19 protein-coding genes and 3 tRNA genes are annotated in these 25163 nt (G+C 70.7%); 8 read left to right on the top strand and 14 right to left on the bottom strand.

Going from position 1 to position 25163, the window contains the following annotated elements:
• Window positions 1–4: 4 nt before the first annotated feature.
• Window positions 5–77: transfer RNA gene (locus tag G6045_RS03775), tRNA-Trp, on the bottom strand.
• 137 nt (window positions 78–214) lie between these two features.
• Between G6045_RS03775 and G6045_RS03770 the strand changes: the two genes are divergently transcribed.
• Both G6045_RS03770 and G6045_RS03765 read left to right on the top strand, forming a co-directional pair.
• Window positions 215–1603, top strand: coding sequence for a vWA domain-containing protein (locus G6045_RS03770; protein ID WP_165330332.1), 1389 nt, complete (start codon window positions 215–217; stop codon window positions 1601–1603).
• Window positions 1600–3411, top strand: coding sequence for an AAA family ATPase (locus tag G6045_RS03765; RefSeq protein WP_165330331.1), 1812 nt, complete (start codon window positions 1600–1602; stop codon window positions 3409–3411). The genes G6045_RS03770 and G6045_RS03765 overlap by 4 nt, the downstream gene beginning before the upstream one ends.
• A gap of 36 nt (window positions 3412–3447) precedes the next feature.
• On the opposite strand, the gene G6045_RS03760 is transcribed toward G6045_RS03765, so the two are convergent.
• The 4 genes from G6045_RS03760 to G6045_RS03745 all read right to left on the bottom strand — a co-directional run bounded on the left by G6045_RS03760 (window position 3448) and on the right by G6045_RS03745 (window position 6327).
• Entirely contained in the window at window positions 3448–4695 is a 1248-nt protein-coding gene (locus G6045_RS03760; RefSeq protein WP_165330330.1) for a leucine-rich repeat domain-containing protein, read from the bottom strand.
• On the bottom strand, window positions 4689–6131 hold the full coding sequence (locus G6045_RS03755; RefSeq protein ID WP_165330329.1) for an SDR family NAD(P)-dependent oxidoreductase: 1443 nt from the start codon (window positions 6129–6131) through the stop codon (window positions 4689–4691). The genes G6045_RS03760 and G6045_RS03755 overlap by 7 nt, the downstream gene beginning before the upstream one ends.
• Window positions 6132–6159: 28 nt before the next feature.
• Window positions 6160–6231: transfer RNA gene (locus G6045_RS03750), tRNA-Ala, on the bottom strand.
• 24 nt (window positions 6232–6255) lie between these two features.
• Window positions 6256–6327, bottom strand: a tRNA-Gly gene (locus G6045_RS03745).
• Window positions 6328–6465: 138 nt separating this feature from the next.
• Here G6045_RS03745 and G6045_RS03740 point away from each other — a divergent pair.
• The gene (locus G6045_RS03740; RefSeq protein ID WP_165330328.1) at window positions 6466–8925 is read left to right on the top strand and encodes a glucosidase family protein; all 2460 of its coding nucleotides are present in this window, start codon (window positions 6466–6468) and stop codon (window positions 8923–8925) included.
• A 3-nt stretch (window positions 8926–8928) separates the two neighbouring features.
• Here the strand turns inward: G6045_RS03740 and G6045_RS03735 are convergent, their stop codons facing one another.
• Window positions 8929–9189, bottom strand: coding sequence for a WhiB family transcriptional regulator (locus tag G6045_RS03735; RefSeq protein WP_165330327.1), 261 nt, complete (start codon window positions 9187–9189; stop codon window positions 8929–8931).
• A 117-nt stretch (window positions 9190–9306) separates the two neighbouring features.
• On the opposite strand from G6045_RS03735, the gene G6045_RS03730 reads away from it, so the two are divergent.
• Window positions 9307–9840, top strand: coding sequence for a GNAT family N-acetyltransferase (locus G6045_RS03730; protein WP_165330400.1), 534 nt, complete (start codon window positions 9307–9309; stop codon window positions 9838–9840).
• A gap of 75 nt (window positions 9841–9915) precedes the next feature.
• On the opposite strand, the gene G6045_RS03725 is transcribed toward G6045_RS03730, so the two are convergent.
• The 4 genes from G6045_RS03725 to G6045_RS03710 all read right to left on the bottom strand — a co-directional run bounded on the left by G6045_RS03725 (window position 9916) and on the right by G6045_RS03710 (window position 13562).
• Window positions 9916–10737, bottom strand: a complete 822-nt coding sequence (locus G6045_RS03725) for a GNAT family N-acetyltransferase (protein WP_165330326.1) — start codon at window positions 10735–10737, stop codon at window positions 9916–9918.
• Window positions 10738–11005: 268 nt separating this feature from the next.
• Window positions 11006–11401: a cupin domain-containing protein gene (locus G6045_RS03720; RefSeq protein ID WP_165330325.1), complete on the bottom strand. Its 396-nt coding sequence runs from the start codon at window positions 11399–11401 to the stop codon at window positions 11006–11008.
• A 196-nt stretch (window positions 11402–11597) separates the two neighbouring features.
• Window positions 11598–12386, bottom strand: a complete 789-nt coding sequence (locus tag G6045_RS03715; protein ID WP_165330324.1) for a VOC family protein — start codon at window positions 12384–12386, stop codon at window positions 11598–11600.
• Between the two features lie 96 nt (window positions 12387–12482).
• On the bottom strand, window positions 12483–13562 hold the full coding sequence (locus G6045_RS03710; protein WP_165330323.1) for a multicopper oxidase domain-containing protein: 1080 nt from the start codon (window positions 13560–13562) through the stop codon (window positions 12483–12485).
• 200 nt (window positions 13563–13762) lie between these two features.
• On the opposite strand from G6045_RS03710, the gene G6045_RS03705 reads away from it, so the two are divergent.
• Window positions 13763–16291 (top strand): ThuA domain-containing protein, encoded by a 2529-nt coding sequence (locus G6045_RS03705; protein ID WP_165330322.1) that lies wholly within the window; start codon window positions 13763–13765, stop codon window positions 16289–16291.
• A 26-nt stretch (window positions 16292–16317) separates the two neighbouring features.
• Window positions 16318–18519: an OmpL47-type beta-barrel domain-containing protein gene (locus G6045_RS03700; protein WP_165330321.1), complete on the top strand. Its 2202-nt coding sequence runs from the start codon at window positions 16318–16320 to the stop codon at window positions 18517–18519.
• Window positions 18520–18586: 67 nt separating this feature from the next.
• Here G6045_RS03700 and ligD read toward each other — a convergent pair whose 3' ends face one another.
• On the bottom strand, window positions 18587–19603 hold the full coding sequence (ligD, locus tag G6045_RS03695) for a non-homologous end-joining DNA ligase (RefSeq protein ID WP_165330320.1): 1017 nt from the start codon (window positions 19601–19603) through the stop codon (window positions 18587–18589).
• Between the two features lie 91 nt (window positions 19604–19694).
• Between ligD and G6045_RS03690 the strand changes: the two genes are divergently transcribed.
• Both G6045_RS03690 and mgrA read left to right on the top strand, forming a co-directional pair.
• Entirely contained in the window at window positions 19695–20783 is a 1089-nt protein-coding gene (locus G6045_RS03690; RefSeq protein WP_165330319.1) for an ATP-dependent DNA ligase, read from the top strand.
• Window positions 20784–20909: 126 nt separating this feature from the next.
• Complete coding sequence (gene mgrA, locus G6045_RS03685; protein WP_165330318.1) at window positions 20910–21899, top strand: L-glyceraldehyde 3-phosphate reductase; 990 nt, start codon at window positions 20910–20912, stop codon at window positions 21897–21899.
• A gap of 18 nt (window positions 21900–21917) precedes the next feature.
• Here the strand turns inward: mgrA and G6045_RS03680 are convergent, their stop codons facing one another.
• From G6045_RS03680 to G6045_RS03670, 3 genes are all read right to left on the bottom strand, one after another.
• Window positions 21918–22841, bottom strand: a complete 924-nt coding sequence (locus G6045_RS03680; protein ID WP_328707644.1) for an ornithine cyclodeaminase family protein — start codon at window positions 22839–22841, stop codon at window positions 21918–21920.
• Window positions 22842–23038: 197 nt separating this feature from the next.
• Window positions 23039–23965 (bottom strand): ABC transporter permease, encoded by a 927-nt coding sequence (locus G6045_RS03675; RefSeq protein WP_165330316.1) that lies wholly within the window; start codon window positions 23963–23965, stop codon window positions 23039–23041.
• Complete coding sequence (locus G6045_RS03670) at window positions 23965–25110, bottom strand: ABC transporter permease (RefSeq protein ID WP_165330315.1); 1146 nt, start codon at window positions 25108–25110, stop codon at window positions 23965–23967. Before G6045_RS03670 ends, G6045_RS03675 begins: the two co-directional genes overlap by 1 nt.
• Window positions 25111–25163: the final 53 nt, after the last annotated feature.

Here is a 25163-nt window from a genome sequence, read left to right as displayed (position 1 = left end):
GGGGCCGGGGTGGCTGGATTCGAACCAGCGTGTCCCAGTTTTGGAGACCGGCGCGACTGCCTCTGCGCTACGCCCCCGACCCTTGCCGCGGATCATAGGCCCCTCCTGCCGGATGCGGCACCCGACTTGATCCACTGCGGGGCGTAAACCGTTCGTCCGTTGTCAGAGCCTCCTGGTACCAATGACGCACGGGGAAACCACGGGGGGTGGGGGCATGGAGGGGCGCCGGCGGCATGTGATCGATCTCGCCGACCGCCGTGCCGTCGAGCGGTTCCGGCCGGCGGCGCCGGAGACGGTGGCGGAGGCGGTGCGGCTCAAGGAGGCCGCGCTGCTCGACTTCGGGCTGACCGAGTCGGCCGTCGCCTCCTGGCTGTATGCGAAGTGCCCGCACCAGATACCGACGACCGCGGTGGACACGGCGGCCGTCGTCGCCTCCGGTGACGGGTCCTGCCTGCTTCTGTTCAACCCGGAGTTCTTCGTACGACTCGGCCTGGACGGCGTGAAGTTCGTCCTGTTCCACGAGGCGCGGCACCTGGTGCACCGGCATCTGTTCACCGAGCCCGAGCTCCAGGTGGACCCCGTCTTCGAGCTGGCGGCCGAAGTGGCCATCAACCATGTGGCGTTGGTACGGCTCGGCCGTGACGCGCTGCCGCTGCTCGGCGACGTACCGACCGGTGTCGACCCTCGGCGGGTCCACGCGCTCTATGAGGCCGACTTGCGGGCGCAAGGCCTCGCGCCGCTCCCGTACGAGGAGTTCGTGCACACGGATCTGCGCGTCCACGGCGAGCTGCGCCGGATGCAGCATCCGCCGGTCGCCGCACCCACACTGTGCGTGCACATGACGCACGGTGCGCTGCCCGCGGATCCGGAGACCGTCGGCGCCGTGGCCTCGTCGGTGCTGCTCAACGCGCTGCTCGCCGCGCGGCGTGGACACCGCGGCGCGGAGCGGGAGTTGCTCGATCTGATGGGGCGCACGGAGGACTCGGCGGGCGCCGCGAAGCTCTGGGGGAATCTCGGCGCGGGCGTCCTGCGCGGCGAGACGAGCCGCACCCGCAGGATCGACTGGTGGCAGCGCTGGCTGGTCGACGTGCTCGGCTCCAAGCTGGCCGACGGTGAGCGGCTCGTCTATCCGAAGAAGCGTGGCGCGCTGCTCGCGGCGCTGGGCCAGGACCCGACGCTCTCGCGGCGCGGACCGGTACGCCACAAGGTCCTGGTGATCGCCTATGACACCTCCGGGTCGATGCCCGACGAGGTGCTCACGTGGCTGACCACCTTGGTCGGCGAGATCGACGGGGTCGAGGCGCACTGGCTGGCGTTCGACGGCGAGGTCTGGCCGTTCAAGCCCGGTGAGCGGGTGCTCGGTGGCGGCGGCACGAGCTTCCAGGTCGTCGTCGACTATGTCGAGGGCCGCAGCACGGTCGACGGACGACCCTTCGAGGAACGGCCGGACGCGGTGGTCGTCCTCACCGACGGCTATGCGCCCCCGGTCACCCCGGCGGACCCGGACGCGTGGATCTGGCTGATCACCGAAGGCGGCCACGACTGGCCCGAGACCCACTCCCCCGCGATGGACTGCCATCGCGTCACGACAGGATCGAGATGACGAGCACCACCACCGAGCACACGGCCGGGCCGCGGCGGGTCCTGTCCCGGCTCGAGGAGTTCATCGACGCGATGATCGACCTCGGGCAGACCGGCCAGATCTTCGGCGAGCACGGCATCGGCAAGACGGCCACGTTCTTCTCGTACGTCCAGGAGTCGCGCCCCGAGGCGACGCTGGTCTATGTGCCGGCGGCCAATCTCACGCCGGACGACCTCCTGGTGAACGCTCCGGTGCGCGATCCGCGCACGGGTGAACTGGTGCTGCGCCAGCTGGTGATGAGCCAGCTCAAGCCGGGCCGGCCGTTCGTGCTGCTCATCGACGACTCGCTGCAGGCCGGCGACACCATCCAGTCGCAGCTGATGCAGATCGCCTGCGACTGGACGCTCGGCGAGCACGATCTGCGGGCGCTCGGCTGTATCGGTGTCTTCCTCACGGACAACGAGTCGCTGGCCGAGACCTCCGCACGGCGCAGCGACCTCGCGCTGCTCGACCGGATGGTGACCCTGCGGATCGGCGCCAACGACACCGCGTGGCGGGAGCATCTGGCGGCGAAGTACCGGGAGTGGGACCTCACCGGGGTGTTCACCGTGTGGGCCGCACTCAGCCCGGCGCTGCGCGAGCTGCTCTCGCCCCGCACCCTGGACCACATCCTGGCCAACGCCCGCGAAGGCTTTCCGCTGCGCTGGGGGCTGCCGCTGGTGGGCGGTGAGCGGCTGCGCCTCCAGGATCCCGAGGCGCAAGGGGCGGGCAACCGCACGTCCGAGATCCTCGACCGCATCGCCGAGGCCCTCGGCGTACCGAACCCGTCCCGTATCGCCGATCCCGTACGCCAGGTGGTGCGGGCCGCGCTGCGCAACCGCTGGACGGTCCTGCTCCAGGGCCCGCCGGGCTGCGGCAAGACGGAGCTGGTGCGCGAGACGGTGCGCGAGGGGCTCAACGGCCGCGATCCGCTGTACTTCTCGCTGCCGGTGACCAATGTCGAGGACCTGTGCGCTCCGGTGCCCACGGCCGACGGCTCGCTCGACAACCTCCTGGCCGCGCCGTTCACCGGTCCCGAGCCCAAGGCGATCGTGTGGGACGAGTACAACCGGCCCAAGGACAAGGCCGCGTTCGCAAAGCTGATGGAGATCACACAGGAGTGGTCGCTCGCCGGGCGGCGCATCGCGAACCTGCGGGCGCAGATCGCGGTGCAGAACCCGCCGTACCACCTGGGCCGCAAGCTCCTCGTGGCGCGCAACAACATCGCGCAGGCCTCCCGCTTCACCGCGTCCCTGACGGTCGAGCCGGGCGACATCCCGGCCAATGAGTGGCTGATACGGCAGTACGGCGCCGATGCCGAGACGGTCCTCGAGTGGTGGAAGCACGACATCGACGACGACGGCCGGGCGTGGATCACCAAGCGCACCCTGGAGCGGCTGATCAAGCTGCACCGCAAGGGACTTCCGCTGCACATCGGGACGGTCTATCTCGGCGACGGCGAGTACGCGCCGGTGCCGCTCACCGCGCTGATGGACCGGCTCGCGCAGCGGCAGGTGACCGGGCTGCGCGAGCTCGCCCGGGATCTGCCGGGCTGGGAGGAGCGGCTGCGCAAGGCGGCCGCACAGACCAGCGAGGGCGCCGACGACACGGATGTCGTGCACCAGGTGCTCGCCAACGCCGAGTTGTCCCAGCTGCGCAAACACCGCAAGGCGGTGACCCGCCTGGTGGCGCTGCTGCCGGCCAAGCTCCGGGCGACGTATCTGGTCGGGGCGGCGGCGGAGCAACAGCGGTTCTGGACGGAGGTGTTCGTCTCGCTGCGCAAGCGGTGAGCCGGGCCGCGGTCAGGTCGAGCCGGGCCGCGGCGGTCAGTTCTCCTCTGCGGGCGGCGCGGTGCGGTGCACGCTGCGTACGGCGGCGATCGCGTCGGGAAGCGCCGGGGCGGGGACGTGAGCGCTCAGCTCGTTCAGCCGCCGTTTGATGCTGGACGCGATCGAGGTGCCGAGCACGAAGCGGGTCGCGGTCGTGGCGTGCACGGCGGTGTCGAGGAGCCGGTGCGCCTCGCGGCTGCGCAGTCCCGTATGGCTCAGGACCAGGTGGACGAGGCGGTGTTCCTGTCCGGCGAGCGTCCGGGCGACCGCCGTGGCCGCGGCCAGATCCAGGCGGTTGTCCGCCGCTGCGAGCGTGCGGGCCGCGCGGACCCGGCCGAGGTCGAGCACCTCGACCCCGGCGGTGGTCGCGGCGGACACCAGCCGGGCCGCGGCGAGCGGCCCGATGCCGTTGCTCGCCACGGACAGCCGGGTGAGCCGCCCGTACGGTGCCCGGTCGAGCGCCTCCGCCAGGTGCCCGGCGCCCTCGTCGCCCAACTGCGCCGCGGATACGTACAGTTCACCGACGGCGCCCGCCGAGACCAACGCGCCGAGCACATGGCCGCCCGCGGCGCCGAGCGGGTTGCCGCCGACGAAGAGCCGCTCCACCGTGCGGCCCTCGCCCGTGGCCGTCAGCAGCGCGTCCACGAGCACCGCGAGACCGGCCGGATCGAGTCCGGTCTGGACGAGGTCGAGCGTGCGCAACGTACGGACCGCTTCGATCAGTTGGGCCGCCGCCTGTCCGCCGGCCGGCCCCAGGGGGTTGCGCTTGAGCCAGAGCCCGGCCACGACGGTCGGCGAGGCACGCAACTGGTCGGCGATACGGCAGGCTCCTGGGGCGGTGATGCCGTTGCAGCCCAGGTACAGCGTCTCGACCTGCCCGTTTTCGGCCGCCCTCGTCGCGGCGAGCGCACCCTCGTCCCCCAGCCCGTCGGTGCCGAGCAGCACATGACGTACCGGGGCGTCCTGTGCACCGTCCGACGCCCGCGCCGACGCGGTCGCGCCGGCCGCCGACTCCCGCAGCGCGTCGGCGATCAAAGCCGCGCCCTCCGCGCCGAGTTCCTGTTTGCACAGGTCGAGGCGGCCGTCGGGCAGTGCGGTACCGGCCGTGAAGTCCAGGCGCTGCTCGGCTCTCTCACCGCCCCGCAGCCAGTCGAGCAGCGGCGTGAGGTCGGCGAGCGGCCGGGGCACCACGCTCGGCACCCCCGCGAACGGCTCCTCCGGCAGATCCTCGGGTCCGGTCACCATGCCGCCTCCCGGTAGTCCTTGAGGAACACACCGGAGACCGGATCCCCGGCCTCGCCGCGCACGATCGGGTCGTACACCCGCGCCGCGCCGTCCACGATGTCCAGCGGGGTGCGGAAGCCCGCCCCGGCCATCCGGGACTTCTTCGGCGCGGGGTTCTCGTCGGTGATCCAGCCCGTGTCCACGGCGCACATGTGCACGCCCTGGCCGGCGAGTTCGTCGGCGCTGGTGCGGGTCAGCATGTTGAGCGCGGCCTTGGCCATGTTGGTATGCGGATGTCCGGCCATCTTGTTGCGTACGGCGAACCGGCCCTCCACGGCGGTCACGTTGTAGCGACGCGGGCGCGGTGCGGCGAGCAGCAGCGGCAGCAGCCGGTCGCAGAGCAGTGCCGGGGCGAGCGCATTGACCAGCTGGGTCTCGAGGACCTCGGCCGGATCGAGTTCACCGAGCTTGGCGGACCAGGAGTTCGCGGGGGCGAGGTCGGGCAGCAGTCCGGCCTCGTCGACCTCGCTCAGGAGGCCCGCGGCGTCGACCTCGCTCAGGCGGCCCGCAGTGTCGACTCCACGCAGGACGCCGGCCTCGTCGACCTCGCGCAGCACCGAATCCAGCGCTCCGGAGGCGCCCGGACCGAGCTCGCGTACCGGACGGAAACCCGGCGCCGACCAGGCACCGGACGGCAGTTGGTCCGCCTCTCCCGCGCTGAGGAGCGCGTACGACTCCGGCGGTCGGCGCACGGTCTGGGCGGCGTTGTTGACGAGGATGTCGAGCGGTGTGCCGTCCGCCCTGAGCCGTTCGCACAGGCCGAGCACCTGACGGGGGTCGCGCAGATCCACGGCGACGACGGTGAGCCGGTCCAGCCACCGCTCGCTGCCCGGTGCGGCACGGAAGCGGCGCACGGTGTCATGCGGAAACCTGCTGGTGACCGTGAGGTGGGCGCCGTCGCGCAGCATCATCAGGGCCAGCTGGAAGCCGATCTTGACCCGCCCGCCCGTGAGGAACACCCGCCGGCCGGTGAGGTCGGTGCTCAGGGCGCGCCGGGCGCGGTTCTCGGCGGCGCAGCCGGGGCAGAGCCGGTGGTAGAAGCCGTCGACCTCTCGATAAGGCGACTTGCAGACGTAGCAGGCGCGCGGCTTGCGCAACAGGCCGACGGGCGCGCCCCGCTCGCCGGAGACGGACAGCGGAGCGTCCTCGCGCCGGTCGGCGGCCCCGGTCCCGGTGCGGGCCATCAGCTCCGCGTCCCCGGCCGAGCGTTCGGCTCCGCGTGCCTTGCGCCGACGCAGCCGCCCGTCGCGTGCGAACGACGCCGCGACCTGCTCGGCGCGCAGCCGTACCGGATCGTCCACGGGCAGCGCCCGCAGCTTCCCCACGAGCTGATCGAACCGGGCGATCTCGGCAGCGGACAGACCCCCGACCGCCTCGTCGCCGTCGCTTCCGGCCATCCCCACCCCGTCGCCCTCGGTCGCTCTGTGATCCCGGCCGGATTCGAACCGGCGTACCCGCCCTGCAAAGGCGGCGCGCCTGCCTCTGCGCTACGGGATCCCCCGGGCCTCGGCCCCGGCACTGCCCGGACGGCCGGATTCGAACCGGCGTACCCGCCTTGGCAGGGCGGTGCGCCTGCCTCTGCGCTACGCCCGGACAGCGCCGTCATCCTAAAGCCTGGACCACACCCGTCCCGCTGGTGGCCCACCGGCCGCACACGTCCCGGGGGGACCCTCCGCAACCAGGCCGAACCACCCCGTTTACGAACCACCCGCCCGGTGCCACGGTGCCCCCATGGCACAGACCCATGAGTGGATGTTCTACGAGGTCATGTGGCGCGGTTGGACGCGCAAAGCGCTGCCGGTCCCGTGGTGGGCGCGGCAGGCGTTCCGGGCGTGGAGCGATGAGTTCGACCGCGGGACGTACGAGTCGAAGGAGGCGGCGTTCGCCTCCAACGCCCTGTACCGCTACTGGCACATGGTGGGGGTGAAGGACCACCGGCAGGAGAGTCTGATCGGGCAGGCCGGCGAGGTGGAGCCGGTGTACGACAAGTACGTGCTGTCGTTCTTCCTGTACGACCCGGCCACCGGGCTCACCCACCTCCCGCAGCTCGCGGACGGCGAGGCGGTCGAGCAGCGGGTCCTCGAGCCGCATCTGCCGACGGTCGTCAGCACCTATCGGGCCGACCATCACGTCACGCTCGCGGAGCGGATCTTCTCGGCGCCGGTCGGTGCACGGCAGCGGGCGGTGACCGTCGTGCAGGCGAGCGCGCGGTCCACGGACGGTGCGCCGAGGGAAGGGTGGCTGTGCGCGGCCGTCGTGCCCGCGGGACCGAGCGGATTCCAGCGGCACGACCGGCAGGGGCGTCTGCTCACGGACCGGCGCCTGACGCAGCTGCGGTACGCGGCGGACCAGTTGCTCGTGGAGACGAACACGGGATGGGGGCCGGCCTTCGACACGGCACCCGAGCAGTTCGGTGTGTACGGCAACCCGGACCACTCGCACGACCCGGAGAGCTATCTCGTCCGCAGTCCGTTCCACGATCTCGCCCACGGCGGCAAGCTGAACGGGTCGACGCTGGCCGAGGACCAGATCGCCGGTCTGTGTTCGGCTGCCTTCGTCTGGCCGTTCCGTGTCACCGGCGAAGAGGAGTTCCAGATCACGGTGCGGCTGCCGGTCGACACGTTCCAGGGGGCCGACGATCTCGCCGAGCTGCGTTCCGTATCGGCGGACGAGCTGCATATCGCTCATGAAGCGTTCTGGGACCGGAAGATCAAGGGCAGCGGACCCCAGCCCGAACTGCCCGGCGGCGTCTTCCATCTGGGCGCCCTGTTCCGGCAGACGCGCGCGCAGCTGCTCGTGCTCTCCGATCACGGGGAGATCCATCCGGGGCCGACCGTCTACGACTCCTTCTGGATACGGGACTCCTCCGTCGAGGCCACCGCCTGCTCCCTTGTGGGCGACGAGGCGCTGGCCGAGCGGCAGTTGGGGACGCACTATCCGCTGAAGTTCAACCAGGGCGGCGGACGGATCGGACCCTGTGCCGAGTACGGCTTCTTCGGCGGGCCGCACGAGCGCGACGACCGGGAGTGGGACTCCAACGGACAGGCGCTGTGGGCCATCGGGCGCTACGACCGCACGCACCGCGGCAGCGGACTCGGGGCCAGGCTGTACACCCCGTACGTACGGGACGGAGCGCGCTGGCTGCGCGACAACCGCGACGCGTACGGGCTGCTGCACAGCGGCTGGAGCGCCGAACATCTCGGCGAGCGGGACAAGCCGCACTACTGGGACGATCTGTGGGGTCTTGCCGGCCTGTACGAGTCGGCGCGGCTCGCCGAGCGGATCGGGGCGCCCGAAGTGGCGGAGCTGTGGGGCGCGTTCGACGACCTGAAGGCCGCGACCGCCGCCTCGGTGCGCTGGGTGCTCGGTGAGCAGGGGCGGCGCGGGGAGTGGGAGACGTACATCCCGACCGGGCCCGGGGACGTGGGGCGGCGCGACTCGACGATGATCGGGGCGGCGGCGTACTTCCATCCGCTGCGCCTGCACATGGGCAACAAGCTCGGCGACGACATCGACCGGGCCGCCCGGCACACCCTGGACACCATGTACGCCCGCTTCGTCACCGGCGGCTTCCGTCATGACGCCGCCTGGAACGCGTACGGGCCGTATCTCACCCTGCAGTTGGCGCACGCGTACCTCTTCGCCGGCGAACCGGAGAAGACGGATCGGCTGCTCGGCTGGACCGTGGACGCGGCGTTCCCGAGGGCGGGCGGACAGGCGGCGGCGCTGGGCGCGTGGAACGAGCAGCACGCCTATTCCGTGGCCTCCGATTTCGCCGAAGTGCCGCAGCGGCCCTGGTACATGGGCGACATCCCGCACGGCTGGGCGGCCGCCGAGTATCTGCTCCTGCTGCGCGACATCCTCTTCTTCGAGGCGGACGAGGACCGCGATCCGCACCTCTACATCGCCCCGGGAGTGCGGCCGCACTGGCTCGGTGAGGGCGAGACGATCGGGATCGACCGGTCACCCACGCTGCTCGGCGGGGAGTTCGGCTACCGGCTGACCCATGTGCCCTCCGAGAGCCGGGTCACCGTGGAGATCCTGCGGGCGCCGCAAGGGGTGCGCTTTGTGTATCCCTGCCGGTTCGGGCGCGTCACCGCCGTCTCCGTGGACGGGCAGGCGGTGGATGTCACCGGCGACGACGTCCCTGTCCCTTCGGGAACACGGAGGTTCACGGTCGAGTACGCCTGAAGATCAGGGCCGCGTACGCCTGAGGGCGTGCCGCTCCTTCTCGGAGAGGCCGCCCCAGACGCCGAAGCGCTCGTCGTGGGTGAGCGCGTAGTCGAGGCAGGCGGCGCGGCCCGCGCACGAGAAGCAGATGCGCTTGGCCTCGCTCACGGAGCTGCCGGGCTCGGGGAAGAAGAACTCCGGACCCGTCTGGGCACAGAGCGCGTCCTCGTGCCAGGCGGGCGCGGCGGAAGTGGGGGTGGGGGTGTCTGCGGTGGTGCGGGGCATGAGGCGAGCCTGACGGGTGGCGCAAAACGTTCCCTGAACGAGCGATCAACGGGCCGGCGAGGGCCTGGCAGGGAGCCGATTACCGGTGTGACCGCCGCCTTGGGCAAGATGGGCGCCATGACCGAGATCCGCACCCCCCGCCTCATCCTCCGCCGCTGGCACGACAGCGACCTCGTCCCCATGGCGGAGATCCACGCGGACCGGCGGGTGATGCACTGGATCGACGACGGTTCGGTGCGGGGCCTGGACGCCACGGCGGAGGACATCGAGCGGTGGGAGGAGGAGTGGGACGAGGAGGGCTTCGGCCTCTTCGCCGTCGAGCTGATGGCCTCGGGCGAACTGGCCGGGTTCGCCGGCCTGTCCCTGCCCGAGTTCCTTCCGGAGGTCATGCCCGATGTGGCGATCAGCTGGCGGCTCGGCTCGCAGTTCTGGGGCCAGGGCTATGCGTCCGAGGCCGCCCACGCCACGCTGGAGTTCGCGCTGCAGGACCGCGGTCTCGACCGCGTCATCAGCATCAGCCGGATCGGGGACGAGGCCTCGGCGAACGTGATCGACAAGCTCGGCATGGTGCCGGAGCACGAGACGGTCCACCCCGTGTACGACGTTCCCCTGCAGATCCACAGCATCGACCTCACAGAGTTCCACGCCTGACCGCCGGTCCCGAACGTCGCACTGCCCGCCGCGCGTGAGGACGCCTCGACGCCCTCAGGGGTACGAGCTCCGCGTTCAGGCTTGGCCGATCGCATGCTCCGTGTACTGCCCGCACTCCCGGAAGCCGAGCCGGCGGTACACCGGCTCGCCCGCCGCGGAGGCCTGCAGTACGGCGACGCGGTAGCCGTGCGCCAGGGCGGCGCGCAGGGCGGCCAGGGTCAGGGCGCCGCCGTGGCCGCGGCGGCGGTGCGCCGCCAGGGTGCAGATGTTGTAGAGGCCCGCGACCCCCGCGTACAGGAAGATCTCCGCCGTGGCGACGGGCCGGCCGTCCTCGTAACCGACGAGGCAGCGCGCCGGGCAGTCGGGCGCGAGGAGCCGGTCGGCGGTGCGCCGGTAGAACGCCGGGACCGTCGGCGACGGCGGTGACCAGTTGGCGGCCACGACCTGGGCGTAGTCGGCGAGTTGGGCGGGCGTACGGACCATCCGGATGTCGAGCCCGTTCGGCTGCGGCTTCGGCACGGTGTCGTCGAGCTCGGCCCACATGGCGCTCGACCGCTCGGTGGCCGGGAGACCCGCGGCCGTGAGGCGCGCCGACAGTTCCCCGGGCGCGGAGGCCGGTCCGACCCACCACGAGAAGGGCCGTCCTCGTGCCCCTGTCTCGGCGAGCGTCTCGGCGATACGACGGTCCGCGTCGTGTGGGGCGAACCGGGCCGCGGCCACGATGTTGAAGGTGTCGTCCGGCAGTCCGCTGTCCGCGATCAGCAGGTCGCCGGCTTCTCTGACGCTCGCACCCGGCAGGCCGCGGTGCAGATGGCAGGCGCGCTCGGCGAGATTGCGCTCACCCGCCTCGGGCAGGTCGGCCGGGGCGGGGCGGAAGGGCGGGGTGCGGCGCCTCATGGGTCACCAGTGTGGTGGACGGCCACGTGACGTGCGGCCGGGTCGGCTTTCTCCACGCCGGTCGATTTCGGTGCGCTGATCCACGTACGGGGCTGTGCGCTCTGTGACCGGTACGGGTGCCATGCGCTCGGTGACCGCTACGGTGCCGTGCGGTCGGTAACCGGTGCAGGTGCCATGCGGTCCGTGACTGGTACGGGTGCCATGTGCTCGGTGACCAGTACGGCGCACCATGTGCTCCGTGACCGGTACGGTCCGGCACCCGTCGCCGTCAGGCCACGGCCTGCAGGTGGCGCTTGTCGCGCCCCGGGGTGCGCTTGGCGCGCGGCAGCCGGTCGACCGCGGGGCCCCGGGTGAGCACCGCGAGCAGGGTCGCCGGGCGGCTGGTGCGGTTGGCCAGCGTGAACAGCTGACCACGGGGTACCATCACACACGCACCGGGCCCCAGCGTGACCTGCGCCCGCCCGGGATCGCCGACCTCCACCTCGCCGTCGACACCCGTGAGCAGCACCTCGGAGTCCTCGTACACATGCGCCTGACGCGCGGCGCCGGCGAGCAACTGGATCCGCGCGGCGGCCAGTTCCTCGAAAGGCGCGCCCTTCGGGTCGAGCCGGGTGACCGGCTCCCCGTCTCGTACGGTCGCGGTGTCTATGCGGATCGGGTACATCGAGGGCTCCCGGAGTCGGGCGACGGTTCTGCCGCACGGAAGGGCTCAGGCCCCGCACGGCACGCTCCCCGATTATCGCATCTCGGACATTTCCCCCATCGAGGGGGTCCGGATACGCCACCGGGGGCCTCACGAAGAGGCCCCCGGCTGCACGCTCAGCGCTTCACACCTGGTCCGGAACTCACAGGTCCGGAACTCACACCTGGCCCGGGTCCCCCTTGATCAGCGCCAGCCGCGCCCCGAAGGGATCCGTGATCTTGGCCAGCCGCCCGACGCCCGTCATGGACGTGGGCTCCATCTCCACGCTCGCCCCGAGCTCGCGCGCCTTGGCCACGGCCTGGTCCACGTCCGCGACCTCGAAGTACGGCAGCCAGTGCGGCCCCCGCTCGGCCTCGACCGGGTCGTCGGACCGGTGGACGAGCCCTCCGTACATCCCCTCGTCGTCCATGCCCGCCGGGTGCACGCTCGTGTACGAGCCGCCCGGGAACTCGACCGCGCTGGTCTCCAGTCCGAGCGCCGCCCCGTAGAACGCGGCGGCCGCGGGGACGTCGGTGGTGTAGAGCTCGACCCAGTTGAGGGAGCCCGGCTCATTGACGAGCTCGAACCCCTTCATCTCGCCGGGCTGCCACAGACCGAAGCCCGCGCCTGCCGGATCGCTGTAGAGCGCCATGCGCCCCAGCGGTCCGACGTCCATGGGCGCCATGAGCTCGGCGCCCGAAGCCTGCTCGACGGCCTTGGCGGTCGCGTCCGCGTCGGGCGTCTGGAAGTAGACGCCCCAGCCGGGCTCGCCCTCCTCGAGCGAGACCTGCATACCTCCGGCGACCGCTTTTCCGTTGCTGCGATAGGTCACATAGCCGCCGAATTCCTCGGCGGCCTGCGCCTCCCAGCCGAAGAGGCTTCCGTAGAACGCGTTGGCCGCCTCGATATCCGGGGTGCCGAGGTCTACCCAGACCAATGAGCCGGTGACAAAACGGGTGGTGAGCATGATCCACTCCTTTGTGGGTCCCGGGGCCCTGCCGCCTTCGAGTCTGGCACCGGCCACTGACAACCGCCCCGCAACCGGGGAAGCGGACGGGAGCACTCAGTGGTGGTGCGCCGCTCCCGCGTCGCCACCCGACGTCTTCGAGTCGCCCGTCGACTTCGCGTCGCCCGACTCCTTCGACCCCGCGCCATGCGCCGTATGTCCCCCGTCATGCCCCGGGATCGTCCCGTCCGGCTTCGCCACCAGGAAGAACCCGGCCATCCCCATGTCGGAGTGGCTCTGCACATGGCAGTGGTACATCCACGCCCCCGCCCCCACCCGCTCGCCGGCGATGATCTGGAATCCGAAGGAGTCGGCGGGCCCGGTGATCTTGTTGTCGATCACCGGCGAGGGATCCTCGGGGCCGGAGAGCATGCCGGTGCGGTTGTCCGCCCAGCGATGACCGTGCATGTGGAACGTGTGGTAGAACTCGCCGTGCGTGATCATCACGATCTCCACGCGGTCGCCCACCGTGGCCTTCAGATCAGGGCCCGTCTTCAGGTTGTTGATCGTCATGTCGTTGAAGACGATCGTGAAGGTCTTGTCCGGCAGGATGTCACCCTTGCGGCGCACGATCAGCGGACCGTACAGGCCCTTGCGCAGTCCCCCGGTGCCGTGGTCGGTGCCGACGACATGGTCGTGGTAGTGCCAGTAACCCGCGCTCCCCGCACGCCAGGTGCCGTCCGCACGCCGGCCCGGCACATGCGTGCGCCAGGTATACGTGCGCGAACCACCCGGTTCCACATGGGAGTTGTTGTGCCGGGTGCCGTCGCTGGTGATCTCGTAGTCGACGCCGTGCGGGTGCAGGGAGACGTCGATGTCGAGGGTGTTGATGACCTCGATGTGCAGGGTGTCGCCCTCGATCATCTCGATCAGCGGGCCGGGTATGGACGCCTTGCCCTTCTCCAGGCCGTAGCCGAGCTGCCCGTCGGCCAGCGCCTCGACGTACAGCTTCATGTGGCGCACGGTGCCGCCCGCGGGCGCGGTGGGGACCTCCAACTCCGCGGAGGCGGAACTCGCCGATCCGGCCACCGACATCGATGTCAGACCGGTCGCCACCACCGCTCCGCCGGCGAACAGGCGCCGATTGAAAACGCGTCTGCCGAGGTTCTCGGGACTACTGGCCGCCTGCTCGGTCATCTACGAACTCCCCATGCCGGTACGGAGATTGGTGGGGCCAAAGAGCCCCCAGGGACGGGCACACGGTAGCGACGGGATCTTCGTTTATCCACACTCAGGACAAAGTTCGGGTCAGTCCGGTCATAGCTATTGGCGGGTCGGCCAAAGCCGTCTACTTTCCTAGGCGCTGATGCCGTAACGGACGAGGGGTGGGTGAACACATGCGGTCATCACCGCATCAACAGCCCTGGAAACACCGAGGGTTGAGCACAACCAGACGCAGATCGAGACAAGCCTGGGCGGCCGGGATCGCGGCCGGGGCCATGACCGTGGGGCTGCTCGCCACATCACCGGCCACCGCGCGTCCCTACCCGGACCCGCCGAGGACCGCCACCGAGCAGACAACGATGTCACTGCCGTCCCCGCCGGGCGGCAGCAATGTGCGCGTCCTGGTCTTCCACTCCTCGGCCACCGAGGAGTCACCGGTGGTCAACGCCGGTATCGAGGCCATCGAGCGGATCGGCCTGACCGGTCCGGAGAACCAGCGCTTCACCATCACGGCCACCGACGACGCGTCGGTCTTCACCAACGACACGCGTCTTGGCAGGTTCAACGCCGTGGTCTTCCTGACCGGCGGCGGCGATGTCCTCGACGCCGACCAGGAGTTGGGCCTCGAGGCCTATATGGAGGCGGGCGGCGGTTTCGTCGGCCTCCACGACGCCGCGCGTACGGAGCCGTACTCGGACTGGTTCACCGGTCTGATCGGCGCGCGACCCGCGGCCGGCAGCGGTGCGACGACGCAGCGCGCCACCGTCGAGGTCGGCGACCGCCAGCATCCGGCCAACGCCGGGCTTCCGTTGCAGTGGAAGCGCCCCGACAAGTGGTTCAACTGGAAGGAGAACCCGTCGGGCAAGGTCCACACCATCGCGCGCGTCCGCGAATCCACGTACCAGCCGGGCACGGGCGCCAACGGCTGGGACCACCCGGTCTCCTGGTGCCGTGACTACGACGGCGGCCGGTCCTTCTACACCGCCATGGGCGGTACGGCGGACGCGTACTCCGAGACGGACTTCCGGGCGCATCTGCGCGGCGCACTGAACTGGACCACGCGTCTGGTGCGGGCCGACTGCAAGGCCACGATCGACAGCAACTACAAGGCCGAGCGCCTGACCGTGCCCAACCAGCCGGGCCTCAACGACCAGATCGGTGAACCGCACGGTCTCGTGACCGCGAAGGACGGCCGGATCCTGTACATCGGCCGCGGCGGCGCGGACTCCTCGGGGCCCGTCGTCACCGACTGGAACGACCCCGACATCGGCAAGGGCAACGGCGAGGTCCACGTCTACGACCCCAAGACGAAGACGGTCACCAAGGCGGCCTCGCTCAGCGTCTTCGGCAACAAGGGCGGCGGCGACGAGCTGATCAAGGTCGAGGAGGGATTGCTCGGCGTCGAGCTCGACCCGGACTTCCTGACCAACGGCTGGGTGTACCTGCACTACACACCGCATTCGAAGATCGACCGTGACAAGCGGATGGCCCAGCGCTACGTCTCCCGCTTCACGCTCGACCTCGCGACCAACAAGCTGGACCTGGCCAGCGAGAAGGTCCTCCTTCAGTGGCCGGTGCAGATCCACAGCTGCTGCCACGCGGGCGGCGGGATGTCCTGGGATTCCAAGGGCAACCTGTACATCGCGACCGGTGACAACAACTCCTCGCGGTTCAGCGACGGTTACTCGGGCAACAACCCCGAGCCCAACTACAAGGGCGTCTCCTTCGCGGACGCCCGGCGCACCGCGGGCAACACCAACAACCTCAACGGCAAGATCCTGCGTATCCACCCCGAGGACGACGGGACGTACACGCTCCCGGCGGGCAACCTGTTCACGGGCCAGGAGCCGGACGAGGGCGGCGGCAAGACGCGCGGCGAGATCTATGTGATGGGCGTCCGCAACCCGGCGCGCATCTTCGTCGACCAGAAGACCGACATCCTGTACGCGGGGTGGGTCGGCCCGGACGCCGGGCAGCCGTCGACCACTTGGGGTCCGGCGAAGTACGACACGTTCGCCGCGATCACCGGTCCGGGCAACCACGGCTGGCCGTACTGCATGGGCAACAAGCAGCCCTACCGCGACCGCAATCTGCCGGACCCGACCAAGCCGCTCGGCTGGTACGACTGCAACGCCCCGAAGAACGAGTCGCCGAACAACGACGGTCTGGTGAAGCTGCCGCCGATCACGTCCAACACGATCTGGTACTCCCCCGCGGGCGGCGGCCCTGACTTCCCCCGGGACGCTAACGGCATTCCGTCGTACAAGGCCGAGGAGCAGAAGTTCCTGCTGCCGTGGCTCAAGGGCGGCGGCCAGGCGACGATGAACGGCCCGGTCTACCGCTACGACGCGGCCGCGACGGGCGAGGGCAAGTGGCCCTCGTACTGGGACGGCAAGTGGTTCGTCGGTGACTTCTACTTCGGCGACCAGCCGCGGCACGCGATCCTCACCGACCCGAACACGGTCGGCAAGGGCGGCACCCCGGTGCACGCCGAGTCCCTGAAGAAGATCATCCCGGGTGGCAATGACGCCATCAACAACCTGATGGACTGGAAGTTCGGTCCCGACGGCGCCCTGTACGTCCTCGACTACGGGCGCGGCTTCTTCACCTCGGACGCCAAGTCGGCGCTGTGGAAGGTCGGTTACCACGGCGGCGCGGCTACTCCGGCGGCGAACCAGCTGGCGAGAGGGGCAGCCCAGTGAGAAAGCACCTGGTGTACATGCGGCGGATGAAACCGCTGAGGCTCCTGCTCGCCACCTTGCTCCTGGTGCTCGGTCTTTCGGCGCCCATGGCATACGGCGAGGAGCCCCCGGCAGCCGAGCCGTCGGCGGTCGCGGCGCAGACGCTGACCTGGACGGCGGGCGATCCGATCGACCGCTATCTGTCGGCGCCGACCACCGCGGTCGCGGGCGCGACGACGATCGTCTTCGAGAACAGCACGGCCACCGGCAACACCACCGGGATGCCGCACACGCTGACCTTCGACATCGCGGACCCCGAGTACAACAACGACGTACCGCTGAACATCCTGGCCAACCCCAACGACGACCAGGGCGGCAAGCACACCGCCGAGGTGGTCCTCACCCCGGGCCGGTACCTGTACCACTGCACCATCCCGGGCCACGGCACGATGCAGGGCATCCTCGTCGTGACCGAGGGCAGCGGCGAGGACACCACGGCGCCGGTCACCTCGGCGAAGGTGGACGGCACCAAGAACGCCGACGGCGCGTACGTCGGCCAGGCCACGGTGACGGTCGACGCCGAGGACGAGGTCGGTGGTTCGGGCGTCGAGAAGACCGAGTTCGCCGTCGGTGACGACGGCGCCTGGCAGCCGTACACCGGTCCTGTCGTGGTGAACACGGTCGGCGATCACAAGATCCGCTACCGGGCCGCCGACAAGGCGGGCAACGTGGCGGCCGAGAAGAGCGAGTCCTTCAAGGTCGTCGCGCCCGACACGGGTGACACCACGGCGCCGGAGACCTCGGCCGCGGTGACCGGTGAGCAGAACGGCCAGGGCCAGTACGTCGGCATGGCCACGGTCACCGTCTCGGCGACGGACGCGGGCTCGGGGGTCAACACCACCGAGTACGCGATCGGCGCGGACGGTGCCTGGCAGCCGTACACCGCTCCGGTGATGTTCCACGACCCGGGCACCTACAAGGTGCGCTACCGGGCCACGGACAAGGCCGGCAACGCGGCGGCCGAGAAGAGCGTCGACTTCACGCTGGTCGCGGCCCCGGCCGAGGACACGACCCCGCCGGAGGTCACGGCGAAGGTCGACGGGAACAAGAACTCCGATGGAGCGTACGTCGGTTCGGCCAAGGTGACGCTGACGGCCACGGACGACGACTCGGGTGTGGACAAGGTCGAGTACTCGCTCGACGGCGCGCCCTACGTCACGTACACACAGCCGCTGGTCCTCGACCGCTTCGGCCGGCACACGGTCGCCTACCGTGCGACGGACAAGGCGGGCAACGGGTCCGAGGCGCAGCAGACGGCGTTCACCGTCGTCCAGGGCGCGGGCCCCGAGGCCCCGAACTGCCCGGAGTTCGACGAGCGCGACACGGTGTTCGTCGGCACGGTCAACTCGGGAGTGCCCAACCGGATGACCAAGGCGCGCTGCACCATCGGCGAGCTGATCGAGGACGAGCGGTCCTGGTCGTCGCACGCGCTCTTCCTCAAGCACGTGGACACCATCCGCGACCGGGTGGTCGCCGAGGGCGTCATCAGCGCCCGTGAGGGCCGGCTGATCTACCAGGCCGCGAAGGCCTCCGGGATCGGCACGCCCGGCAACACCACGGGCTACACACCGCTGTTCGACGGCACGCAGCGGTCGTTCGACAAGTGGCAGCATGTGGGCGGCGGTTCGTTCGGTCTCAACCCGGACGGGACGATCACCTCGGGCACCTCGAAGGCCGGCCTCGGCATGCTGTGGTTCCCGGAGCGCAAGTACACGGACTTCTCCTTGAAGCTCCAGTGGCGCGACGACGCCCCGGCCAACGGCAACGCCAACTCCGGTGTGTTCGTGCGCTTCCCGTGGGTCCACGACCACCCGGAGGAGTCGCGTCCGGAGTGGGTCGCCATCAAGTACGGGCATGAGGTGCAGGAGTTCGACAGCCCTGTCGGCGACATGTACAAGACCGGTTCGATCTACGGCTTCGACCGCGTGGGTCTGGCCGGTGCGGGCGTGACCCCGAAGGGCACGTGGAACGACTACGAGATCCAGGTGGTCGACCAGCACTACAAGATCTTCCGCAACGGTGTGCTGATCAACGAGTTCGACAACACCGGCGGCCAGGTCTTCGAGCCCCCGCGGGCCGACGACCCCGGCACGGACGGCCGGCGCTTCGCGTCCGGCTACATCGGGATCCAGGTGCACGGGGTGACGGACGTCGTCTCGTACCGTGACATCCGGATCAAGGAGCTGTAGGAACAAGGCAGTTGTGCAGGTGCCCCCATCCCCTTCGCACGGGGTGGGGGCACCCGCACGTCCGCGGCTACTGCTCCTTCTTCGCCCGGCTCGGCGCCACCCGCTTCGGCTCGCCCGGCATCTTGGGGTAGTCCGGCGGATACGGCATGTCGCCCAGGCCGCGGTCCTTCGCGTCGCGTTCCGAGAGCTCCAGGAGGGCGTCGAGGGTGTGGCGGGTGCGGTCCATGTCGGCGTGGACGTCGCCGAGTTCGGCGTACCGGCTCTGCATCGTCTTGAGGTCGAAGTCGTCGGGATGCACCTCGTCGACCTCGTCCCACGTCAGGGGCGCCGAGACGAGGGCCTTCGCGTTCGGCCGTACGGAATAGGCGGAGGCGATGGTGCGGTCGCGGGCTGCCTGGTTGTAGTCGACGAAGATCCTCTCGCCGCGCTCCTCCTTCCACCAGGCCGTGGTCACCGAGTCCGGCATCCGGCGCTCCAGTTCACGCCCGGCGGCGATCACCGCGTGCCGTACCTCGATGAAGTCCCAGCGCGGCTCGATCGGCACGAACACATGCAGACCGCGGCCGCCGGAGGTCTTGGGCCAGCCGACCAGCCCGCCGAACTCGTCGAGCACCGCCCGCAGTTCGTGCGCGGCGCGCACCGCGTCCTCGAAGTCCGTACCGGGCTGCGGGTCGAGGTCGATCCGGAGTTCGTCGGGGTGGTCGGTGTCGTCCGCGCGTACCGGCCAGGGATGGAAGGTGCACGTGCCGAACTGGGCCGCCCAGATCACCGCCGCCACCTCGGTCGGACAGATCTCGTGCGCCTTGCGTCCGCTGGGGAAGGTGATCTCGGCCGTCGGGATCCAGTCCGGGGTGTTCTTCGCGGCGCGCTTCTGGAAGAAGGACTCGCCGCCGACCCCGTCCGGATAGCGCTCCAGGGTCGTCGGACGGTCGCGCAGCGCGCGCAGGATGCCGTCGCCGACCGCCAGGTAGTACTCGGCGAGGTCCCGCTTCGTATAGCCGGCCTCCGGAAAGAACAGCTTGTCCGGGCTCGAAAGCCGCACTTTCCGGCCGCCCGCATCCAGCTCGATCGCAGCTCCACCCATGCCTGCCACGGTAGGCGGGGCGCGGGGGCGCTGCATACGGAAGTGGGGATCCACCGGGCGCACGACGGCGTCACGCCCCACAATCGACAGCATGGACCTGCCGGTGATGCCGCCCGTCAAGCCGATGCTCGCGAAGTCCGTCGCCAAGATCCCGCCGGATATGCAGTACGAGGCGAAGTGGGACGGCTTCCGGGCCCTGGTGTTCCGCGACGGCGATGAGATCGAGGTGGGCAGCCGTACGGGCAAGCCGCTGACCAGGTACTTTCCGGAGCTCGTGGAGTCGTTGAAGGCGAACCTGCCGGCACGCTGTGTGATCGACGGCGAGGTGGTCATCGCCCGCGAGGGCCGGCTCGACTTCGACGCGCTCACGGAGCGTATCCACCCGGCGGCATCGCGCGTGAAGCTGCTCGCCGAGCAGACGCCGGCCTCGTTCGTCGCCTTCGATCTGCTCGCGCTCGGCGACGAGTCGCTGGTGGACACGCCGCTCGCGGACCGCCGGGCCAAGCTGGTGATGGCGCTCGCGGGCTCTTCGGCGCCCGTGCACATCGCGCCCGCGACCACGGACCAGGACGTGGCCCGCCAGTGGTTCGAGCAGTACGAGGGCGCGGGTCTGGACGGGGTGATCGCGAAGCCGCTGGATCTGCTCTACCGGCAGAACGAGCGGCTGATGTTCAAGATCAAGCACGAGCGGACCGCCGATGTGGTCGTCGCCGGCTACCGCCTCCACAAGAGCGGGCCCGTCGTCGGCTCCCTGCTCCTCGGGCTGCACGACGACCAAGGCGTGCTCCAGCACGTGGGCGTGGTGGCGGCGTTCTCGATGAAGCGGCGCGAGGAGCTGGTCGAGGAGCTGGAGCCGCTGCGGATGGAATCGGCCGAGGGCCACCCGTGGGCGGCGTGGGCCGAGGAGGCCGCGCACGAGTCGGCCCGGCTGCCGGGTGCGGTCAACCGCTGGAGCGGCAAGAAGGACCTCACCTGGGTACCGCTGCGGCCCGAGCGCGTGGCCGAGGTGGCGTACGACCACATGGAGAACGGGGCGCGCTTCCGGCACACCGCCCAGTGGCGGCGCTGGCGCCCCGACCGTACGCCCGAGAGCTGCACGTACGAACAGCTCGAGGAACCGGTGAACTTCGACCTGAGCGAGGTCCTGGGGCCGCGGCAGGCGGGCGACACCTCTCCGTAGGAACCTCTCCGTAGGACGGACGCGGGGAGCCATACGGGAAGATTTTGTTCGTTCTTGTTGGACAGCCGGGCGCCGGGCGGGTGAGGCTGGGCAGAAACGTTCTTCGACTCTGGAGTGAGGTCCTTCGTGTACGCAGCCGCACCCGGCCGTTACGAGTCCATGCCCTACCGCCGCACCGGCCGGAGCGGTCTGCTGCTGCCCGCCGTCTCCCTGGGCCTGTGGCACAACTTCGGCACCGACCGCTCCCTGGACCGCCAGCGGGCCATCGTGCACAAGGCCTTCGACCTGGGCGTCACGCACTTCGACCTGGCCAACAACTACGGTCCGCCGCCCGGCGCCGCCGAGACCGCGTTCGGCCGGATCTACCAGGAGGATCTGCGCGCCCACCGCGACGAGATCGTCGTCTCCACGAAGGCCGGCTACCTCATGTGGCCGGGGCCGTACGGCGAATGGGGCTCGCGCAAGTACGTCCTGTCCTCCCTCGACCAGTCCCTGAAGCGCATGGGTCTGGAGTACGTCGACATCTTCTACTCGCACCGCCCCGACCCGGACACCCCGCTCGAGGAGACGATGAGCGCCCTGGACGCGGCGGTACGCCAGGGCAAGGCGCTGTACGCGGGCATCTCCAACTACTCGCCCGAGCAGACCCGTGAAGCCGCCCGCATCCTGCGCGAGTTGGGCACGCCGCTCCTGGTCCACCAGCCGAAGTACTCGATGCTGGACCGCACGCCGGAGAACGGACTGTGGTCGGAGCTCGCCGAGGCGGGCGCCGGTTCGGTGGTCTACTCGCCGCTCGCCCAGGGACTGCTGACCAACCGTTACCTGGACGGCATCCCCGCCGACTCGCGCGCGGCCGGCCTCAGCCCGTTCCTGAACGCCGACAACATCACCGATGACACGGTCACCCAGCTCAAGGCGCTCAACGACATCGCCCGCGAGCGCGGCCAGTCCCTCGCGCAGATGGCCCTCGCGTGGGTGCTGCGCGACGGCGCGGTCACCTCGGCGATCGCGGGCGCGAGCAGCCCGGAGCAGCTCGCGGACAGTGTCGCGGCCACGGAGAACCTGGAGTTCTCCACGGAGGAACTGCAGCGGATCGACAAGCTGTTGGCGGGCTGACGGGGTTCCGGGGGCGGCTCATCCCGCAAGGTCGACGGTCAGCCCCACGCCCCGCTCCGCCGCCCGGTCGATCAGCAGCCGCGCCACCGCCAGGTCCTGGAGTCCGACACCCACCGAGTTGAAGAGCGTCAGCTCGTCGTCGGTGGTGCGGCCCGGGGCCTGTCCGGTGAGCACCGAGCCGAGTTCGGTGCGGAAGGCGTCCTCGGTGAGGGCGCCTTCCGCGAGGGGAATGAGCACCTCGCCCGATTTGGCGCGCGCCGTGTCGTACGCGTCGACGACGATGCGGCAGCGCAGCACCGCCTCCGTGTCGAGTTCGCGGTGGTCGGGGCGTGGCGGGGCGCCGACCGCGTTGATGTGCTGCCCCGCCTGGAGCCAGGCGCCGTGGACGAGCGGGTCGCGGGACGGGGTGAGGGTGCACAGGACGTCGGCGTGCTCCGTGACGGAGCGGGGGTCGGCGAACACCTTGGCGGGGACGTCGAGTTCGGCCGTGATCCACTGCGCCAGCGCCTGGGCGTTGGCCGGGGTGCGGCCCCAGATCAGGACGTGCTCGTACGGGCGCCCGGGCAGCAGCGCCCGTACGTGGGCGCGGGCCAGCGGGCCCGTACCCAGAATGCCGAGGGTGCGGGCGTCTGCGCGGGCCAGCGCCCGGGTGGCGACCGCGGTGGCGGCGGCGGTGCGGATCCGGGTGAGTTCCGCGCCGTCGAGCAACGCCACGCAGGCACCGGTCTCGGCGTCCACCGCGAGGACCGCGGAGCGCTGGACCGGCAGTCCGCGCTCGCGATTGGCGGGCAGATCGGCGAGGAGCTTGACCGTGGCGAGCCGATCGGGCGCGGAGGCCGCGGCCATCGCGAGATAGGCGCCGTCCCCCGCCGGCTGCCGCATCGCGGGCGGCGCGGGCAACACGGCCCGCCCCCGCGCCAGATCCCGATGGGCGCGCCCCACCGCCCGCTCAACCTCCTCGACGGCTTCGCCTCGGCCTTCTCCTCCGCCTCCGGCGAAAAGATCACGTATCACTGACCGGGTAAGAATCAGGCTCATGGGTGCGGATGCTCCTGTAGTAGTGATCGGGGGACCGTTCGTCCTGCGCGATGTCCGCTTCGGGCGATACGTCCCGTACAGATGGTCCCCTTGTCGGGGCCTCAACTGGCGCGGACGAACGGGGTGGTCAGGCCCGAAGGGGCGCGGCTGCGGCCGACCAGGCCGCTCACAGCGAGGAGGGCGAAGACGTACGGCAAGGTCGTCAGGAGCGGGGCCGAGAGGTGCAGGCCGAGCGCGGGCGCCGCGAACTGCAGGGACTGGGCAAGCCCGAAGACCAGGCAGGCGAGCAGCGTCGGCCAGGCGCGCCAGCGTCCCGCGATGACCGCGACCACGGCGAGATAGCCGATGCCGCCGGTGATGTTGTCGCTGAAGGCATGGACTTCGGAGAGTGCGAGATGCGCGCCGGCGAGGGCCGCGGTGACACCGGTCAGCAGGACGGTTCCGTATCGGATGAAGGCGACCGGCAGTCCGCTGCGGTCGGCGGACAGGGCGTCCTCGCCCACCGCGTCGATCGCGAGCCCCGCGGTCCTGCGGCGGCTGAAGCCGACGGCGAGCGCGATGGCCACGGCGAAGGCGAGATAGCCGAGGAGGGTCTGCTCGAAGAGGGCCGGGCCGAGGATCGGGAGGTCGCTGAGCAGCGGAAGGGCCAGCGGGTCGAGGCCGGGCAGGGACTTGGCGCCCGCGCCGTCGCCGAAGACGAGGCGTGCGCCGTAGGTGGTGGCGCCGAGCGCGAGGGCGTTGGCGGTGATGCCGGTGACGATCTGGTCGGCGCGCAGGGTGACGCTGAGCAGCGCCTGGAGTGCGGCGAACAGCAGCCCTGCGGCGACCGCGGTGACGACTCCGACGGCCGCGCTGCCCGACTGGTGCGCACCCACGGCGCCCGCGAACGCGCTGGTGAGCATCATGCCTTCGACGGAGAGGTTGAGAACTCCCGCGCGTTCGCTGAGCAGTTCACCACTGGAGGCGAGCAGCAGCGGCAGGGCCATCCGTACACCACCGGAGGCGAGTTCTTCGGCTACGGCGCTCATCAGCGGCTCCCTGGACGGCGCGTGGTGAACAACATCGCGGCGGCGATGAACAGCACGAGCAGGCTCTGGACGATCTGGACGGTGGACGCGGGTACTTCGGCGGCGAGTTGGAGGTTGATGCCGCCGGAGGTCAGGAAGCCGAAGAGCAGCGACACGGCGGCGACGGCGGTGAGCGAGCCGCGGGCGAGCAGTCCGACGACGAGGCCCGCGAAGCCGTACCCGGAGGAGAAGTGCTCGGCGAGGACATACGGGGCGGTGGCGACGAGCGCCGCGCCCGCGATCCCCGCGAGCCCCCCGGCGAACGCGAGCCCGCCGCCTTCGAGCCGTCCCACGGGCAGTCCGAGCCGGGCCGATGCGGCCGGGGAGTGTCCGACGGCGCGCAGCCGCAGGCCGAGTGCGGTGTGCCGGAGCACGATGCCGGTGGTCACGACAGCGAGCGCGGCGACGACGACGATGGCGGTGGCGGGTGACTCCACGTCGCCGATCAGGGGGAGTTGGGCCCCGGTCGGCAGGGGTGCGGACTGCGGCAGGGTCTCCGACGAGGTCACTGGCTGGCGCAGCAGTGCTTCCTCGTGGACGGCGAGGGAGACCATGCCGATGCCGATGAAGTTGAGGAGCAGGGTGGTGATGACCTCGCTGGTGCCGCGCTTCACCTTCAGCCAGGCGGCGATGCCCGCCCATGCGGCGCCGGCGAGGAAGCCGGCGATCAGGATCAGCGGTACGCCGAGGGCTGTAGGCACCTGCGCCGGGAGCGCAAGTCCGGTTGCCGCCGCGGCTGCTCCGCCCGCGCAGAGCTGACCCTCGCCGCCGACGTTCACCAGGCCGGCGCGGTGCGCGACGGTGAAGCCGGAGGCGATGAGGGCGAGCACGGCCGCGGAGTTCAGCGAGCTGCCGATGGCGTACGAGGACCCGAACATGCCCTCGTCCAGGGCCTGCCACGCGGTGGCCGGCTCCGCACCGGCCGCGACGACCAGGACCACGCCGACACCGGTGGCGCAGAGGGCGGCGAGCAGGGCGACGGTGAGCGGGTGACGCGGGAGGGCGCGCAGGCGGCCGGCCGGCGGCGCAGCCTGTGACGGCTCGACCGTGGATGGCGGCTCGGGCGGCGGCTCGGGCGGCGAAGTGGTCGCGGTGGGTGCTGACATGGGATGGGGTTCCTTGAGGGGGAGGCGAGGTGGGTTGCGGCTCGGCTGGGGTG

This window comes from Streptomyces mesophilus, from assembly GCF_011044995.1.
GTDB lineage: Bacteria > Actinomycetota > Actinomycetes > Streptomycetales > Streptomycetaceae > Streptomyces > Streptomyces mesophilus.
The sequence above is the reverse complement of the archived record's forward strand: the minus strand, read 5'-3'. Positions and strand labels throughout refer to the sequence as shown.